Origin of the sequence: Clostridioides sp. ES-S-0190-01 (assembly GCF_020658275.1) — a bacterium.
GTDB lineage: Bacteria > Bacillota > Clostridia > Peptostreptococcales > Peptostreptococcaceae > Clostridioides.
Genome location: NZ_JACVWA010000027.1, coordinates 266,657 through 284,192 on the forward strand (window position 1 = coordinate 266,657; position 17,536 = coordinate 284,192).

The 17,536-nt window shown below is 28.3% G+C and carries 15 protein-coding genes; 9 read left to right on the plus strand and 6 right to left on the minus strand.

What is annotated here, in order from left to right; translation table 11 throughout:
• The first annotated feature begins 53 nt into the window (after positions 1-53).
• Positions 54-872 (plus strand): helix-turn-helix domain-containing protein, encoded by an 819-nt coding sequence (locus IC214_RS11250; RefSeq protein ID WP_227866666.1) that lies wholly within the window; start codon positions 54-56, stop codon positions 870-872.
• Between the two features lie 78 nt (positions 873-950).
• Positions 951-1,262, plus strand: a complete 312-nt coding sequence (locus tag IC214_RS11255; protein ID WP_227824191.1) for an antibiotic biosynthesis monooxygenase — start codon at positions 951-953, stop codon at positions 1,260-1,262.
• 103 nt (positions 1,263-1,365) lie between these two features.
• On the opposite strand, the gene IC214_RS11260 is transcribed toward IC214_RS11255, so the two are convergent.
• Both IC214_RS11260 and recX read right to left on the minus strand, forming a co-directional pair.
• Positions 1,366-3,369 carry an alpha-amylase family glycosyl hydrolase gene (locus IC214_RS11260; RefSeq protein ID WP_227482865.1) on the minus strand — a complete coding sequence of 668 codons (2,004 nt, stop codon included), beginning with the start codon at positions 3,367-3,369 and terminating at the stop codon, positions 1,366-1,368.
• A gap of 162 nt (positions 3,370-3,531) precedes the next feature.
• The gene (gene recX / locus IC214_RS11265; RefSeq protein WP_227866667.1) at positions 3,532-4,170 is read right to left on the minus strand and encodes a recombination regulator RecX; all 639 of its coding nucleotides are present in this window, start codon (positions 4,168-4,170) and stop codon (positions 3,532-3,534) included.
• Between the two features lie 275 nt (positions 4,171-4,445).
• Here recX and nadD point away from each other — a divergent pair, with 275 nt between their 5' ends.
• From nadD to leuS, 4 genes are all read left to right on the plus strand, one after another.
• Positions 4,446-5,135: a nicotinate-nucleotide adenylyltransferase gene (gene nadD / locus IC214_RS11270; RefSeq protein ID WP_227432520.1), complete on the plus strand. Its 690-nt coding sequence runs from the start codon at positions 4,446-4,448 to the stop codon at positions 5,133-5,135.
• Positions 5,136-5,708: a bis(5'-nucleosyl)-tetraphosphatase (symmetrical) YqeK gene (yqeK, locus tag IC214_RS11275; protein ID WP_227432521.1), complete on the plus strand. Its 573-nt coding sequence runs from the start codon at positions 5,136-5,138 to the stop codon at positions 5,706-5,708.
• 116 nt (positions 5,709-5,824) lie between these two features.
• Complete coding sequence (rsfS, locus tag IC214_RS11280) at positions 5,825-6,175, plus strand: ribosome silencing factor (RefSeq protein WP_227432522.1); 351 nt, start codon at positions 5,825-5,827, stop codon at positions 6,173-6,175.
• Between the two features lie 355 nt (positions 6,176-6,530).
• Positions 6,531-8,951 (plus strand): leucine--tRNA ligase, encoded by a 2,421-nt coding sequence (gene leuS / locus IC214_RS11285; protein ID WP_227432523.1) that lies wholly within the window; start codon positions 6,531-6,533, stop codon positions 8,949-8,951.
• A gap of 142 nt (positions 8,952-9,093) precedes the next feature.
• Here the strand turns inward: leuS and IC214_RS11290 are convergent, their stop codons facing one another.
• On the minus strand, positions 9,094-10,089 hold the full coding sequence (locus IC214_RS11290) for an asparaginase (protein WP_227432524.1): 996 nt from the start codon (positions 10,087-10,089) through the stop codon (positions 9,094-9,096).
• A gap of 120 nt (positions 10,090-10,209) precedes the next feature.
• Positions 10,210-11,838, minus strand: a complete 1,629-nt coding sequence (gene aspD / locus IC214_RS11295) for an aspartate 4-decarboxylase (RefSeq protein ID WP_227432525.1) — start codon at positions 11,836-11,838, stop codon at positions 10,210-10,212.
• 653 nt (positions 11,839-12,491) lie between these two features.
• On the opposite strand from aspD, the gene ilvA reads away from it, so the two are divergent.
• Complete coding sequence (ilvA, locus tag IC214_RS11300) at positions 12,492-13,709, plus strand: threonine ammonia-lyase (protein ID WP_227432526.1); 1,218 nt, start codon at positions 12,492-12,494, stop codon at positions 13,707-13,709.
• Between the two features lie 93 nt (positions 13,710-13,802).
• Complete coding sequence (locus IC214_RS11305; RefSeq protein WP_227432527.1) at positions 13,803-14,183, plus strand: RidA family protein; 381 nt, start codon at positions 13,803-13,805, stop codon at positions 14,181-14,183.
• A 73-nt stretch (positions 14,184-14,256) separates the two neighbouring features.
• On the opposite strand, the gene IC214_RS11310 is transcribed toward IC214_RS11305, so the two are convergent.
• Both IC214_RS11310 and IC214_RS11315 read right to left on the minus strand, forming a co-directional pair.
• A complete protein-coding gene (locus tag IC214_RS11310) occupies positions 14,257-15,666 on the minus strand; it encodes an MDR family MFS transporter (protein WP_227866668.1) in 1,410 nt (469 codons plus the stop codon).
• Between the two features lie 3 nt (positions 15,667-15,669).
• Positions 15,670-16,560 carry a TetR/AcrR family transcriptional regulator gene (locus IC214_RS11315; RefSeq protein WP_227862656.1) on the minus strand — a complete coding sequence of 297 codons (891 nt, stop codon included), beginning with the start codon at positions 16,558-16,560 and terminating at the stop codon, positions 15,670-15,672.
• Between the two features lie 278 nt (positions 16,561-16,838).
• Between IC214_RS11315 and IC214_RS11320 the strand changes: the two genes are divergently transcribed.
• On the plus strand, positions 16,839-17,486 hold the full coding sequence (locus IC214_RS11320) for a D-alanyl-D-alanine carboxypeptidase family protein (protein WP_227432530.1): 648 nt from the start codon (positions 16,839-16,841) through the stop codon (positions 17,484-17,486).
• Positions 17,487-17,536: the final 50 nt, after the last annotated feature.

The window sequence follows — 17,536 nt, forward strand, 5'->3', positions numbered from 1 at the left end:
TATAAAGATAAAGTATATAATGATAAAAAAATTTAGGATAGAGGTTAATTACAATGTTATCAGTTACAAGGTATGCAGTTAGAAATGTTCGTTTAAAACCCTGGGTAAAGTTTATTTGGTATCTTGAAACAAAATCAAATATATTGCTAAATAATAAGTTATTACCTACAGACAGTATAGATATTATCATTAATCTTTCTGATGTTATGGAATATAAGATTGAAAATCAAAATTATAATGCAAGTAATATACATTTTAATGGAATGAGAGATAAGCATGGATTTGTTATTCAACGTGGAAATATACGTGTGATGGGTATTTCTTTTTATCCATTTGGGCTCTATCCATTTTTAAAGATACCAATTTCAGAGTTTAAGGGTCAACTTGTTGACTTAAAACAAGTATCAAAAGGTTTTGTTGGGAAATTGGAAAGTACATTAAATCAAATATTATCAATAGAAGATATAGTTTTACATTTAGAAAAAATATTAGTATCTGTATTAGATGAAAATTTGGTTATAAATAAGATGATAAATCTCCTAGATTTATTTATATACAATAATCAATATAGCACTATAAAATTGTTTTGTGATGAGATGAACATAAATATTAAAACTTTAGAAAGAGCTTGTTTAAAATATACTGGGTATACACCTAAAATACTAAGGAAAATATATAGATTTAAAATGGTAAGTAATCAGCTTATTTATAGCTCTAAAAATAATAACTTTCTTGACTTAATTTATGAAAATGAATATTATGACCAAGCTCATTTTATTAAAGAATTTAAACAGTTTTCAGGAGTATCGCCAATTAAATTTATTAAAGAGAATAAAACTATTAAAGAAAACACAACATACAACTATTTATAATTATATTGTCGATTTTTTACAATACCTTTAATTTACTTCTTGTTATGATGTAAGAAAGATAAATAGGAGGGTTTGTATATGAAAATTATTACAGAAATAGTAGAATTTAATGTGGAAGAGCATTTATCAAAAGATGCATTTGTAGAGATTGTAAATGATTTAGAAATAAATTTTCACTCTGTTCAATCGGGCTTTATTGATACTGAGCTTTTATATGATGAAAAAACTCAAAAATGGATTATGATACAACACTGGGATTCTATAGAAAATCTTAAAAGTGCTTCTAGTAAAATGTTTAAAAATACATCTACTGAAAAATTTAGAAATGCTCTAAAGGCACAGACTGTTAAGATGAATATAATTCCACAAATTAAAAGTTGGAAGTTATAATGTCAGATATAAAAAATAATTAATTAGCAAGAAAATAAATCAGCCAAATAACATTTTGTATTAAAATCAAAATTGTTATTTGGCTTTTAGTAGTTATTTATATCTAGATAATATTATTTAAAAATACTATTGCTGTGAGAGATGCAATAGGTATTTTAGAAGATGGAGGAGTAGAAGTAAAATAGATATCGTAGTCTATTAAGTTTTCTGGTCTTGTTTTTCCTCCAAACTCTATCATATCAGTACTTAATACTGTCTTGTATTTTTTGTCTTGGAATTTTGATATGTCTACTGATTGCATCAGATTAGGATGGAAATTAAATATAAATAAATATTTACCCTTACTGTATACTAAAAGTTTTTTATCATTATCTATATGTATAAGTTCATAACTATTCTGTGCAAAAATATCACTGTATTTTGTAAGTTCAAGCATAGATTTATCAAAGTTCAATAGTTGTTTATATTTTAAGTTATCATTTTCTGAAAGACTCCATTGTCTTCTAGCATATTTATAACTCCAATTGTTTCCTTCACGTGGAAAGTCAATCCACTCAGGGTGTCCAAATTCATTTCCCATAAAATTTAGGTATCCTTCACCAGCTAGAGAAAATGTTGCTAATTTAATTAATTTGTTTAGAGACATGGCTCTATCAATAATATGATTATTTGAGTTTATTTCCATATTCCAATACATTTCTTTATCTGCTAACCAAAATATAATTGTCTTATCACCAACTAATGCTTGGTCATGAGATTCACAATATCCAATGTTTTTTTCACCAGGACGTCTAGTAGTAAGCTCGTACCACATTTTGCCTAAATCCCAATTTTCATCAGAAGATTTTGAGATAGTTTTTATCCAAAAATCAGGTACTCCCATTGCTAATCTATAGTCAAAGCCAATTCCACCATCTCTTATAGGTATACACATTCCAGGCATTCCACTCATATCTTCTGCAATGCTTATTGAATTAGGTTTGATTTCTTTTATTAATTCATTTGCAAATTGAAGATATGTTATAGCTTCCATATCCGTGTTTGCACTGAAATACTTTTTATAACTGTCAAATGAAACTCCAAGACCGTGGTTATGATATAGCATTGAGGTTACGCCATCAAATCTAAAACCATCAAAATGATACTCATTTAGCCAAAATTTTATATTTGAAAGTAAAAAATGAATTACCTCAGGCTTACCATAGTTAAAGAGTTTTGTTCCCCAAGCAGGGTGATTACCTTTTGAACCTGAATGAAAAAATTGATGTTCACTTCCATCAAATTCATTTATTCCCTCTAAAGTATTTTTTACAGCATGAGAGTGAACTAAGTCTAATAAAACAGCAATTCCCATTGAATGAGCTGTATTTATAAGGTTTTTTAAGTCTTCAGGAGTACCAAATCTAGATGAAATTGCATAAAAGTTTGAAACTTGGTATCCAAAAGAAGCATAATATGGATGTTCCATGATAGCCATAAGTTGAATAGTATTGTATCCAGCTTTCTTTATCCTAGGAAGTATATTTTCAGTAAATTCATTATAAGTTCCAATAGATTCTTTTTCAGTAGCCATACCTATATGACATTCGTAGATTAAAGGGAAAGTTATGTTTTTTAAATCAAATTCATTATCAGTCCAATTAAATGGAGTTTTTGGTTGCCATATCTGCCCATTAAAGCTACCAGAATCCTTTTGGATTACCCTCTTTATGTATAATGGTATGCGGTCAAATGTTTCCCCATTTGTAGTGACTTGTACCTTTACCTCAGATTTATGAGGTAAGCTGTTTTTATCAGGTATAAAAATTTCCCAATTACCAGAATCTATTTTTTTTAGAGGATGGGATTTTCTATTCCAATTATTAAAGTCACCAATTAATGATAAACTATCTGCATTTGGAGCCCACTCTCTATAAAACCATCCATCATTTGTTTGATGGAATCCATAATAAAGATGACCATTTGCAAAAGAATTAAAATCTTCACAGCTAGTTAATATTTTTGCTTTTACATCTTCATAGTGTTTCATCCTTTTTTTTATGTCAGACTCAAATGGTTGTAGATAAACATCAACGTCTAAAATTTTAAATCTTTCTTGACTTTTCATTTGATTTTCCCTCCATAATAAGTATTATATTTTAATAAAATAATACTTATCTCATACTATCTTCTCTATATAATTGATATATATTATATAATCCTAATAAAAAGCTTAAACCACCAATAATTAGTTTCATAATTTACCTCCTTAGTATATTTAAAAATATACTTATATATCAGATTCATCAAAATTTAAAAGTTTATTTAAAACTCTTTTAATAATATCATAATCAAAGCCTTTATAGGAAAGATGTTGAGAAATTTTTTGATATATTTTCTTTTTATCTTCTTTTTTTACCCTTTCATATCTTTTTTTTGCTAGATACATGGCATTTTCAAATTCAGTATCTTTGTCTAATTCTGATACTGCTTCATCAATTGCACTTCTTTCAATACCTTTATTATATAAATTTTGTTTAATTCTGTTTTTGCCACATTTGTTTAAATTAACACTGGTATTAACTATTTTCTGAGCCAATATATTGTCATTTACCAGATTATAATTTTTAAGAAAATCTATAACTCTATCAATTGTATCCTCTTCAAAATCTGCTGATAGTTTTTCTTTCATTTTTTTTTCAGACTGGTCAGCACGAGACAAAATATTTAATGCTTTATTTTTAGCTTTTATATACATCTCATCATCTAAAATGGATTTTAATTCCTCTTCATTTACTTCATTTCCTTTTTTTAAATTAAATGTATAAACAAGTTCTTTAAATATAGCAATAAAAAATTTATCATCTACATAAATATTTACTCTATCATCATTTCTTTTTTGTTGTTCTATTTTTGTAATTATACTCATAATTTCTCCTTTTTTATATGTAATTATATTAACAAAAGTAACTAATAAAATTTAATAAAAAACTTATAATTATACGTTATATTTAATCTAAATTAAGACAAAATAATAAAAAGTTATTTTTATTAAAAAGTTAAGTGAAACTATGTTAAATAATTATTTTTTAAAGTGTTTTTTACCATATAAATATGATTATATACCAAAAAAAATAATTTATAAGCTTTAAGAAATAAAAAATAATGGTACAATAGTATTATAACATTAAAAGGAGACAAAATATGAGAAGTAAAAATCTAGTTCAGAAGGCAGAATTGAAAAATACTGAAAAACTAGAGAAATTTAATCGCCATAAAGGCAAAATCAAAATAGGTATATTAGGAGGTACTTTTGACCCTATACACTATGCTCATTTAGCAACAGCAGAGTTTATTAGAGATAAGTATGAGATTGACAAAATTATCTTTATACCATCAGGAAATCCACCACATAAACTAGGTATCACTACAAATAAGTATGATAGATACAATATGACACTTCTAGCAACTGAAAGCAATGAAGATTTTTTAGTTTCAAAAGTAGAAATCGAAAGAAATAAAAGGACTTATACAATCGATACATTAAAATATTTAAAGAAAAAATACAAAAATGCTGATATTTACTTTATAACAGGGGCAGATGCTATTTGTAGTGTTGAAGAGTGGAAAGATGTAAAGAAAAACTTTGAGTTAGCTACTTTTATAGCTGCAACTAGACCCGGTATTAGCTTATTAAGGTCACAAGAAACTATAGAGAAACTGACTAAAAAATATAATGCTGACATTATAACAGTTTACGTTCCATCATTGGATATATCATCCACATATATAAGGGAACAGCTAAATGAAGGAAAGTCTATACGTTACTTAGTACCCGAAAATGTAGAAAATTATTTGTATGAAAATAAACTATATCAATATGGAGATGATTAAATGAACTTAGAGAATATTAACCAGAGATTAAATCAAATGCTACCAGTAGGAAGGCTTAGTCATTCAAAAAATGTTGCAGAATGTGCTGTAAAATTGTGTGAAATTTATGGATGTGACAAAGAAAAAGCCTATATAGCGGGGATGATTCATGATTGTGCGAAATACTTAAGTGATAAAGAAGTAGAGGATTATGTTAATAAGTATGAAATATACTTAGACCCAATAGAAGATGGAAACCGCTCTCTATCACATAGTGTGATAGGGTCATACATATGTGAATATGAGTTTGGTATAGAAGATGAAGATATTATAAATGCAATTAAATACCATACAACAGGAAGAGAAGATATGTCTCTTTTAGAAAAAATAATTTACATAGCAGATTTAATTGAAGAAGGAAGAAAATTTCCAGTTGTAGATACATTGAGAGAATTAGCCTATGAAGGTAAGCTTGACGAAGCACTTTTAACTTCATTTAATAATACTTTAATGTTTGTTATTAATAAAAAAGAAGAAATACATCCAAGAACTGTTATGGCAAGAAACTACCTAATTAAAGAAAAGTTATTATAAAAATCTTATATAAAGGCAAACATATTAATAAAATTAAAGTTGACTATGTTACAAAATCGTATTAATATGTTAGAATAACTAAGTGTATTTAAATTAGGAAAGTGAGGAAATTTTATATGACAGTGGAACAAATGACAAAAATAGCATATGATGCCATAGAAGATAAGCTGGGTCAAGATACAGTTATAATAAATATAGGAAAAGTTTCTAGTTTATGTGATTATTTTGTTATTACTACAGCATCTTCTCAAAGACAAGTAAAAGCTATAGCTGATAATGTTGAAGATGAATTAGCAAAACTAGGATTAGAACCAAGAGGAAAAGAAGGACAAGGAACTCAAACTTGGGTACTTCTTGACTATGGGGATATAATGGTTCACGTATTTAATGAGGAAAATAGAGGATTTTATAATTTAGAAAAATTATGGAAAGATGCACCTTATATAGATATTGACACATTAGCATAAACATGATAATATATGTTATTATAGTTAGAAAATTTCAAAAATTGAATTGAATTGAATTGAATAGACTAGAGCAGTAAAAGATTATATTTTTTCAGAGAGTTAGTGGAAGGTGAGAACTAATATTATATAACTTTGAACTTACTAGATTAAAACCTATTCTCCATGGCTGGATTAAAAGCTATCTAAGAGAGTCTATAAAAGTAGGCTAATTAGGGTGGTACCGCGAAGATTTATCCTCGTCCCTAAACGCAAGTTTAGTGACGAGGATTTTTTATTTTCAAAGAATTATTTGGAAATTATAAGTAAATAATATTAAACAAAGTAGTTGAACACAACTAAAAACAGGAGGCAAAATATGAGCGTATATAATTTTAAACAAGTAGAATCGAAATGGCAAAAAATTTGGAAAGATAATGACCAATACAAAATGGATACAGCACAAACTGAAAAACCTAATTATTACACATTAGAAATGTTCCCTTATCCATCTGGAAAGATACACATGGGACATGTTAGAAATTATTCTATAGGCGATGTTGTCGCAAGATTCAAAAAAATGGAAGGTTATAATGTACTTCATCCGATGGGATGGGATTCTTTTGGTTTACCAGCTGAAAATGCAGCTATAAAACATGGAATACATCCACATAAATGGACAATGGAAAATATAGAAGAAATGAAAGAACAATTAAATTTATTAGGGCTTAGCTATGATTGGGATAAAGAAGTAGCAACTTCAACTCCAGAATACTATAGATTTACTCAAGAAATATTTTTGAAATTTTTAGAACATGGACTTGCATATAAGAAAAAATCTTATGTTAACTGGTGTCCTTCTTGTGAGACTGTTCTTGCAAATGAACAAGTTGTTCAAGGAGCATGTGAAAGATGTAAATCAACAGTATTAAAGAAAGACTTAGAACAATGGTATTTTAAAACTACTGAATTTGCAGAAGAATTACTTAATGATTTAGATACATTAGATGGATGGCCAGAAAAAGTTAAAATAATGCAAAGAAACTGGATAGGAAAAAGTACAGGAGCAGATTTAGTATTTGATATAGATGGAACTGACAAATCTATGACAGTATTTACAACTAGACCAGATACAACTTATGGAGTTACTTATATGGTACTTGCTCCAGAACATGAACTAGTTAAAGAATTGGTTGCTGGTACTGAGTATGAAGCAGATGTTGAAGCTTTTGTTCAAAAAATGCACACTATGACAGAAATAGAGAGAACAGCAGCTGATGTAGAAAAAGAAGGTATGTTTATAGGTAGATATGTTATAAATCCTTTAAATGGAAAAAAAGTTCCTCTATGGATAGCAAACTATGTATTAGTTGAATATGGAACAGGTGCTATAATGGCAGTTCCTGCACATGATGAAAGAGACAGAGATTTTGCTGAAAAATATAATCTAGATATAATAGATGTAATTACAGAAGATAATAAAATGATAAATTCAGAAGAATTTGATGGATTAGATGCTTCAGAAGGATTTGAAGGAATAATAAATAAATTAGAAAAAGAAGGTAGAGGAAAAAGAACAATTAATTATAGATTAAGAGACTGGTTAGTTTCAAGACAAAGATATTGGGGTTGTCCTATACCTGTAGTTTATTGTGATGAGTGTGGAATAGTTCCAGTTAAGAAAGAAGATTTACCAGTTCTTTTACCAACAGATGTTGAATTTACTGGAAAAGGTGAGTCTCCACTTACTACTTCAAAACAGTTTATGTCAGCAACTTGTCCTCACTGTGGAAAACCAGCGAGAAGAGAAGTTGACACTATGGATACATTTGTTGATTCTTCTTGGTATTTCTTAAGATATGTAGACAATAAAAATGAAGATGAACCATTTAGTAAAGATTTAGTTAACAGATGGCATCCAGTAGACCAATATATAGGTGGAGTAGAGCATGCTATAATGCATTTACTTTATGCTAGATGGTTTGTAAAAGCATTTAAGAGTATGGGCATGGTAGACTTTGATGAACCATTTAAAAACTTACTTACTCAAGGTATGGTTCTTATGGATGGTTCTAAAATGAGTAAGTCTAAAGGAAATACAGTATCTCCTATGGATATAATTGATGAATATGGAGCAGATACTGCAAGACTTTTCGTATTATTTGCAGCACCACCAGAAAGAGATTTAGACTGGTCAGAACAAGGTGTTGATGGATGCTTTAGATTCTTAAATAGAGTATATAGATTAGTTGATGAGTTAGCAGATGTCTTCAAAAAAGATGTTGAGTTTGGTGAGTTAAGTTCTCAAGATAAAGATATGAGATATACTATACATTCTACACTTAAAAAAGTTACTGTAGATTTAAGTGAGAAATTTGGATTTAACACTGCTATATCAGCTCTTATGGAATTAATAAATGATATGTACAAATATAAGGAGCTAGATAATATCAATGAAGCAGTTATAAAAGAAGGTGTACAAACAATCGTAACTATAATTTCACCATTTGCACCTCATTTAGGTGAAGAATTATGGACTATGATAGGTCAAGAAGGAAGTGTATTTGATATAGACTGGCCTAAATATGATGAAAAAGCTTTAGTAAAAGATGAAATAGAAGTTGTTGTACAAGTTAATGGAAAGGTTAGAGGAAAGTTAACTGTTAGTTCAAATATATCTAAAGAAGATATGGAAAAAGTGGCTTTAGAAGATGAAAAAATTAAAGCTCTAGTTGAAGATAAAACTATAGTTAAAGTTGTTGCAGTTCCTAAGAAATTAGTTAATATAGTTGTGAAATAAAAAAGTTGTGGAATAAATAAAAAAAGAGAACTATAAAATAAAATCCCCTTATTGCAATATAAGTAAAAGATTGCAGTAGGGGGACGTTTTATTTTAAACTCTATGATATAATTTATTTTAAATTCTAAACTCTATAATATAATTAACAATAGATTCCTTTTTCAAAGAAGTCTTTGATTTCATCAATATTATTAGTCTTTCCAAGAGCTAAAATAAGTTTTATTCTAGCTTTTTGACCTGGAAGGTCTCCACCAAATATACATCCTATATTTTTTAAGTCTCTACCAGAACCAAAGTAACCATAACTATCAAATACTCTACCTGAATGGCATCTAGAAACTATAACAACAGGAAGTCCTTTTTCCCTTGCATATTCAACACCAGAAAGCATTAGAGGAGGAATATTGCCTCTACCCATAGCTTCAATAACTATACCTTTATATCCACTATCAACAGCAAATCTTATAAAATCTGCATCTTCTCCAACATATGCTTTAAATAGTGCAACTTTAGATTCTACTTTATCAGTATCTATAATGGTTCTATTTACAATATCTCTCGTAAGAACAAGTTCGTTACAGTCGATTATTCCCAATGGACCACTAGTTAAAGATTTAAATGTATTTAAAGAAAGTGTATTTGTTTTAGTAGCTTCAGAAGCCAATAGCACTTCGTTGTTTAAAACTACAAGAACTCCTTTACCCATAGCATCTTTAGATACGGCAGTACAAACTGATGCAGATAAATTGCTTGAACCATCATAGCCAAGTTCAGAGCTACTTCTCATAGCACCTGTAACTATTACAGGCTTAATATTATCAATTGTAAGGTCTAGAAAATAAGCAGTTTCTTCTAAACTATCAGTACCATGTGTTATTACAACTCCTGTGATATCTTTTCTTGCTAATAAATCATTTACATAATTTTTTAATTCCATCATTCTACAAGGTGTTATGTGAGGTCCTGGAATTTCATCAAAATTAAAAACTTCAACATCTGCAACTTTATCAATATTAGTGACCATAGATAATATTTGTTCCCCAGATAAAGTTGGTATAGCAGCACCTACTTTATCATCTACTGTCATAGATATAGTTCCACCAGTAAAGACTATGGCAACTTTTTTCTTAATACTCATAATATTCTCTGCCTTTCACAAATAAAATTTATAATTCCGATAGGATTATATCAAAAAAAATTATTTAGGTCTATATAAATCCTTTTATTCACATAATTTAGACATTTCAGTGTAATAGGATTATTTTTTTGTTTTTTCCCATTCAGCAATATAGCTATTCAATATTTCTCTTATTGCTTTCCCTATTTTAGTGTAGGCTTCATCATATAGATTTGCTAAAGATATTCTAATTGACCATTCAGGTCCATAGAATCCATTTCCACTAAGTAAGACTACTGAATAATCATTAGCCAATCTATAAAGTATATCTACTGGAGAGGCATTCTTACTTATAAATTTGAATAAATCTTCTCCATAGTTTATTTTAGCCCATTCTTCAATATCAAATTGAGTATAATATGCAGCATTATTTTTACTTTTATTAACTGGAAGCTCTAAAGCTTCAAACAATAGTTTTTGACGTCTATGACATATACTCATATTAAGTTTTTTGTAAGCATCAACTTTATCAATTAATGCAAAGGCAGAGAAAAATGACATTTGAACTTGTTGTGGAGTTGAAAGACCAGCAGTATGATTAAGAGCAACAAGTCTACTATCAGCAACAACTCTTTCCATAAATGAAAGACTAGAAGGATTAAGACTCATATCACTGTAACGCTTATCTACTGATTTCTTCAATTCTCCAGTTAAATCATTTATTTTTTTATCAAAAACATTCTTTTTATGAAGAGCGAATGTACCAAGTCTCCATCCTGTAACTCCAAAATATTTTGAATAAGAATAAACTCCAACAGTGTTATAAGGAAGTTTTGACATTAATGATGAGAAATCTTCTACAAAAGTCCCATATACATCATCTGATATTATCATTAAATCCTTATTATAATTTTCAATTACATCTATTAGATTATTACAAGATGTCTCATCCATAGCTATAGATGCAGGGTTGTTAGGATTAACAACAAATAAAGCCTTAATAGAATTGTCACGAAGCTTTTCTAATTCTTTTTTAGTATACTGCCATGTATGAGCACCTTTTTCATCAACTGCATTTGCGTTTATGTTTACAACTTTAAAATCATAGCGAGGAAGATTAGGTATCTCAAGATAAGGTGTAAATATAGGAGTCATTAAAGCTACTGTATCGCCTTTTTTTAGAAGTTCATTTGCCATTAATGAATCAAATATATAACACATAGCAGCTGTAGCACCTTCAACAGCGAATATTTCTACATCACCATATTTACCTGATATATCATATTTCATTTCTTGAACTAAATAATCATGCACTATTTTTTCCATATGAGGCAACATTCTATCTGGAAGTGGATAATTATCACCAATAATCCCGTCAGCTAGTTCATGAACAAATTCATCGCCATCAAATCCAAGTTCATTTATACCAAAATTTATAATATCTCTAGCTAAGTATGCTCCAGGCATATCTATATTTTCATTTATATATTTAAAGAATCTTTCCTTAATGCCCTTTTTTTGAGGCATACCAGCTAAATGTCCTAAATCCCAATTAGAACGTGTTTCAGTAATCGCAAAATGACCAAAAGTGAAAAAAGCTTCTCTAGCAGTTGAACAAGTCCAATTTGGATTTCCACGACCTGCATCAAGCAGTTCTCTATGATTTTCATTTGCAGTATGTTTCGCAATATCTATTAATTTGTCCTTAAATTCAAAAGGACTTATTTTTCCATATATGTTTTTGATTTCTTTATAAGTATTATTTTTCATGTTTAATTCCTCCTTATGTAATAAGTTTCACATTTTTATAATAAAATAAACAAGTTCCTAAAATGATTATACTTTAATTATAATAGGTTTATAGAAAAAGTAAAGTATAAAATTAAAATAATAACTCTATTTAGCTTTATAAAATGTATGTTAAAAGATAAAATACCTTTTAATAAAAAATGATTACTATATAAAATAAAACTCTAATTTAACTTGTATTTTATTTTTTTTGTTATATTTGTTGTAAAAGGTACAGTTTTATTATTATGAAAATGTATAAAATAAAACTTTTTTTATTTAATGTTGTTTATAAAAATATTTTAGGTTAGATGTGGTAATATTAATGTTATTAAAGAGAATAAAAAAACAATTTTTAATTAAGTAAAATAATATAAATATAAATTTTAATAAAAATAATAAAGAATAAACTGTTATTTTAATAAAAATGTAAAAATTATTTTAGTATTATCATTTAGCGTAATCTAACTTAATTGAATAGATATGTTTATTGTATTCAATTGTTGTATTTTTAGTTTTTTTGTGATTAATTAAAAAATTATAAAAATCGTTTACATGTTGATTTTTAAAAAAAAAAGATATAGAATTATATAGAAAGTAATAAATAAAAATTGGATTTACGGGAGTGGAATAAAATGATAAATGTTACCTTAACAGATGTGAAAGAAGCTAGAGAGACCATTAAAGACATAGTTAAAAAAACTGATTTACTTGAAAGCGTTAAACTTAGCGAAAAAACAGGAGCGAATGTTTTCTATAAATGTGAAAACCTTCAAAAAACAGGGTCTTTTAAATTAAGAGGAGCTTGTAATAAAATAGCAAGTTTAACCGATGAAGAAAAAGCAAGTGGAGTAATAGCTTCAAGTGCAGGAAATCATGCACAAGGTGTCGCATTAGGCGCAAAAATGACTGGTATAAAATCTACAATAGTAATGCCAGCAACGGCACCATTGGCAAAAGTTAGTGCAACTAAAGGTTATGGAGCAGAAGTAGTTTTAAATGGTGCAGTTTATGATGATGCATATGCAAAAGCTGTTGAAATACAAAAAGAAACAGGAGCAACTTTCTTACATCCATTCAATGATAAATATGTTATAGCAGGGCAAGGAACTATATCTCTTGAAATTTTCGAACAATTAAATAATAAGGTTGATACTATACTATGCCCAGTTGGTGGTGGAGGAATAATATCTGGTGTTGCTGTTGCAGCAAAGGCATTAAATCCTAATGTAAAAATAGTTGGTGTTCAAACTGCAAATATACCTTCAATGAAAGAGTCAATTAAAAACGGAAAAGTAACAACAGCATTTAATGATAGTACAATAGCTGATGGTATAGCTGTTAAAACTCCTGGAGACTTAACTTTTGAAATAATAAATGAATTAGTTGATGAAATAGTAGTAGTTGAAGAAATAGAAATAGCTGAATCAATATTATTTATGATGGAAAGTCAAAAGATAGTTTCAGAAGGTGCAGGGGCTGTGTGTACAGCTGCAATATTAAGTGGTAAATATGCACCAGCAAAAGATGAAAACGTAGTGTGTATAATATCTGGTGGTAATATAGATATAAATACATTATATAGAATAATAGGTGTTGCTCTAGCTAAAGAAGGAAGAAGATATTCATTTAGTACAATTATGGAAGATAAGCCAGGAAACTTTGCTGAATTAACTAGAATAATAAGTGAGAATGGTGGAAATATTTTAAGTGCTAATCAAGGTAAATTATCAGCAGGTGAAGCTCTAGGAAAACAAAGTGCGGAATTTATATTAGAAACAATAGATTATGACCATATAGCAAAAATAAAGAACGCAATAGAAGAAAAAGGTTTTAAAATTATAGAATTATAATAAAAGTGTATATAATATACAAGAAAAATAGTATAATAGTGTATGAAGATACATTTTATGTATAGTAGATTAACCAATTAGGAGGATTTTAATATGAAACATGAAGTATTACATACTAATGATGCACCAGCAGCGTTAGGACCATATTCTCAAGCTATAAAAGCTGGAAACTTATTATTTGTATCTGGACAAGTTCCACTTGTGCCAGAAACTATGGAAGTAGTTGAAGGAGATGTACAAGCTCAAACTGCTCAATCTCTAAAAAATCTTAAAGCAATATTAGCTGAAAGTGGAGCTGATTTTTCAAATGTAGTTAAAACTACAGTATTTATAAAAGATATGAATGAATTTGGGGCTATAAACGAAGTTTATGCTGAGTATTTTGGAGAAAATAAACCAGCAAGAGCTTGTGTAGAAGTTGCTAGATTACCAAAAGACGTTAAAGTTGAAATAGAAGTAATAGCTGTATTATAAGATTACAATATTTTTCAAACTGAAAAAAAGAGATGTTTTAAGATTTTAATCTTAAAACATCTCTTTTTTTATTTTAACTTCTAACAGTTTGTCGCTCTTTTATAAAACATATTGATACAATTAATCCAATAAATGCAAGTGTAGCTGCTATTGAAAATGCTACATCTATTCCATGGGTATTAGACAGGATAGCTGAACTCATGTGAGCTTTTTTAGTAGCAGTTGTCATTATAGTAATAAGTACAGCAGAGCCTATAGCACCAGATATTTGACGAAGTGTACTATTAATTGCTGTAGCATGAGATATAAGTTCTCTATCTAGTGTTTTAATTCCCCATGTAGTTAATGGCATTAGAACCATTGAAATACCAATCATACGAATACAATACATTAATGATATATGAATTAAAGATGTATCTTTGCCTAAAAACGCAAAAGATAAAGTTCCTAAAAATAAGCATCCAGTTCCTAATATTGATAGAGCGTGAGGACCATATTTATCTAGGTGACGTCCTGCAACTGGATTTAATGCAACCATTAGTATAGCACCAGGCATCATTAAAGAACCTGAAGCAAGTGCAGAGAATCCCCTTACAGATTGAATATATAGAGGTATCATTAATGTAGCAGACATCATTGAAGCATATACAATCATAATTAATAATGTAGAAATAAGAAATGGTTTATTTTTAAAAACTCTTAGTTCTAAGAATGGTTCTTTAGATTTTAATTGACGCCATGTAAACAAAATTAATGATACAATTCCTAATATTATTGGTAGATATGTTGCACTATTAGTCCAGCCATAATTACCTTGATTAGTAAACCCAATCAATAAACCACCAAAACCTAAAGAAGATAGTATTATTGAAGGTATATCCAGTTTTAGTTTCTGAGCTTCTCCAACATTTTTTAATAATATAAATGAAAGTATAACATCTAATATAGCTATAGGTGAAAGAAGCAAAAATAAACTATGCCAACCAAATGAATCTACTAACCATCCAGATAAAGTTGGTCCTATTGCTGGAGCAAATCCCACTGTAATACCAACTAGACTCATAGCTGTACCACGTTTTTCTATAGGACATAAATATAATATAATAACTTGTAAAAGTGGCATTAAAGAGCCAGAACCTACTGCTTGTAACACACGAGCAATCAACATAGTTGAAAAATCACGAGAGAAAAGTGCAATAACACATCCTAAAGAAAAGATAGTCATTGATGTAATAAATAATTTTCGAGTACTAAATCTATTTATCAAGTAAGCTGTTGTAGGAATAATGATACCTGCAATAAGTAGATAAATCGTAGTTAACCACTGACCAACATCAGCAGTAATTTTAAAATCTGACATTATATTGGGAAGTGCAGTTGCCAGTAATGTTTGACTAAGAGAGCTTATAAAAGCACCAGTCATTACGATTGCTATTATCAAATTTCCTTTTTTATTGTTTTTGCTATTACTTTGTATTTCCATAGTTTATAACGTCTCCTTTTTTAATTGATTTTTAATACTATTCAATAAAAGTACTTTTGGTCTCAAAATGTCTTCTTTTTCTAGATATGTAATCATTGCATCCATAATTAAAGAATCATATAGTTGATTTTTTCCTTCTTCATATAATTTTTTTGATGCTTCTAGTAACTTAGGGTTTTCAACAAGAGAAGTGTTTGTTTTGATTAGCTCTTCTATATCCTCTATTGTTTTAAAAAATAATGATTTACTATAAAGAGAAGAATAAGCTTCATCTTCTTGTTCATATAAAAACATTGATTTTTCAATTAAAGGATTTAGGTTATCCGCATTTTCTACAACTAAATCAAGCATTTGTATAGTAAATTCAGCAATAAAGTATACATTTATTTCTCTTTTTTGTATATGAATAATATATGTAAACTGGTGAATTAGAGCATCTAGTAAGAAAACTAAATCAAATAGAATGTTTTCTATTTTGTCGCCATAATTATCAAATAAACTCAGCTTATATTCATTTAATAAATTAGCTCGAGATTTTTTTTGTAACTTACTTGTCGTTTTACGTTGCACTTCAGAAAAATTTTCCCTAACATAAGTATTTATAGTAGTTCTAGAAAAAATATTTCCCCATACAGCTATTATTTTTCTTTTTAATTTTTCAGATGGATGAATATCATTGTTTTCATTAATAGAATGTATAATTTCTAAAAATTTTTCGTCATAATAATTAATTATTTCACAGATAAAACTTTCTTTAGTTTCAAAATGTTTGTAAAAAGTAGCTTTAGACATTTTACATTCTTTTACAATATCTAGTATTGAAGTATTTTGAAAACCTTTTTGGTCAAAGATTCTTTGAGCAATAGTTATAATAAGTTTTTGTTTGTCAGTCAATTGGCTATCTCCTTTCATGTAAAAACGATAAGTACTAAGTAGTACTTTAAAGTTTCCATAAATACATTATACATCATTTGGAAAAAAAATCAATATCTGGACCTGTGATATAAAAAAATTGAAAAAATATTGTTAGTTTTAGTAACATAAAGAAGAATTTAAGAGTTTCTTAAGAATTGTTTAAAGAATTTGCAATAAATTAATGATATGATTATACTATGAAGTAAAATGTCTTTAAATTTTTTAGATATTAAATCTAAATTATGGGGGTGCAGTATATGAAAAAGAAAAGAGGCTTGATTATAGTTTTTGCATTTTTTCTAGTTTTCGCAAAAATGTTTATTAATATATCTAGTGGAGAAAATAAAATCATGGCATATGAAATAAGTAAGTATAGAAAAGGTGTGAACGTTTTATCAATAAATAATATTGTAGTAGCAAACAAAAAGTATAGCTTACCTGAAGACTATTCTCCACAAGAAAGTAATGAAGCAAAAGATGCTTTTTATAAAATGAATAAAGAGGCTCAAAAAGCAGGATTAAATCTAAAAGCCTTCAGTACATATAGAAGTTATAAATATCAAGAAAATTTATTCAACACATATGCAGAGAAACATGGTGAGAAGGAAGCAAACAGATTTTCAGCTAAGCCAGGAGAAAGTGAACATCAAACTGGACTTGCATTTGATATTGGAGGAGACGACCAATCTTGTTGGGCAAATAAAAAATTTAATAATACAAAAGAAGCTAAGTGGCTGTACGAAAATGCATATAAGTATGGATTTATACTTAGATATCCAGAGGGAAAAGAAAGCATAACAGGATACATGTATGAATCATGGCACTATAGATATGTTGGAACTGAACACAGTAAAAACTTTGCAATGAACAATCTAACACTAGAAGAATATTTACATATAGATTAAGCCATAATTTGTTAAATTTAGGTTAAAATAAAAAATAATCTAGACTATTA

Bases quoted from the DNA above. Each gene is read 5' to 3' on its own strand.
- IC214_RS11250 (WP_227866666.1), top strand. From the start codon at position 54: ATGTTATCAGTTACAAGGTATGCAGTTAGAAATGTTCGTTTAAAACCC.
- IC214_RS11255 (WP_227824191.1), top strand. From the start codon at position 951: ATGAAAATTATTACAGAAATAGTAGAATTTAATGTGGAAGAGCATTTA.
- IC214_RS11260 (WP_227482865.1), bottom strand. From the start codon at position 3,369: ATGAAAAGTCAAGAAAGATTTAAAATTTTAGACGTTGATGTTTATCTA.
- recX (WP_227866667.1), bottom strand. From the start codon at position 4,170: ATGAGTATAATTACAAAAATAGAACAACAAAAAAGAAATGATGATAGA.
- nadD (WP_227432520.1), top strand. From the start codon at position 4,446: ATGAGAAGTAAAAATCTAGTTCAGAAGGCAGAATTGAAAAATACTGAA.
- yqeK (WP_227432521.1), top strand. From the start codon at position 5,136: ATGAACTTAGAGAATATTAACCAGAGATTAAATCAAATGCTACCAGTA.
- rsfS (WP_227432522.1), top strand. From the start codon at position 5,825: ATGACAGTGGAACAAATGACAAAAATAGCATATGATGCCATAGAAGAT.
- leuS (WP_227432523.1), top strand. From the start codon at position 6,531: ATGAGCGTATATAATTTTAAACAAGTAGAATCGAAATGGCAAAAAATT.
- IC214_RS11290 (WP_227432524.1), bottom strand. From the start codon at position 10,089: ATGAGTATTAAGAAAAAAGTTGCCATAGTCTTTACTGGTGGAACTATA.
- aspD (WP_227432525.1), bottom strand. From the start codon at position 11,838: ATGAAAAATAATACTTATAAAGAAATCAAAAACATATATGGAAAAATA.
- ilvA (WP_227432526.1), top strand. From the start codon at position 12,492: ATGATAAATGTTACCTTAACAGATGTGAAAGAAGCTAGAGAGACCATT.
- IC214_RS11305 (WP_227432527.1), top strand. From the start codon at position 13,803: ATGAAACATGAAGTATTACATACTAATGATGCACCAGCAGCGTTAGGA.
- IC214_RS11310 (WP_227866668.1), bottom strand. From the start codon at position 15,666: ATGGAAATACAAAGTAATAGCAAAAACAATAAAAAAGGAAATTTGATA.
- IC214_RS11320 (WP_227432530.1), top strand. From the start codon at position 16,839: ATGAAAAAGAAAAGAGGCTTGATTATAGTTTTTGCATTTTTTCTAGTT.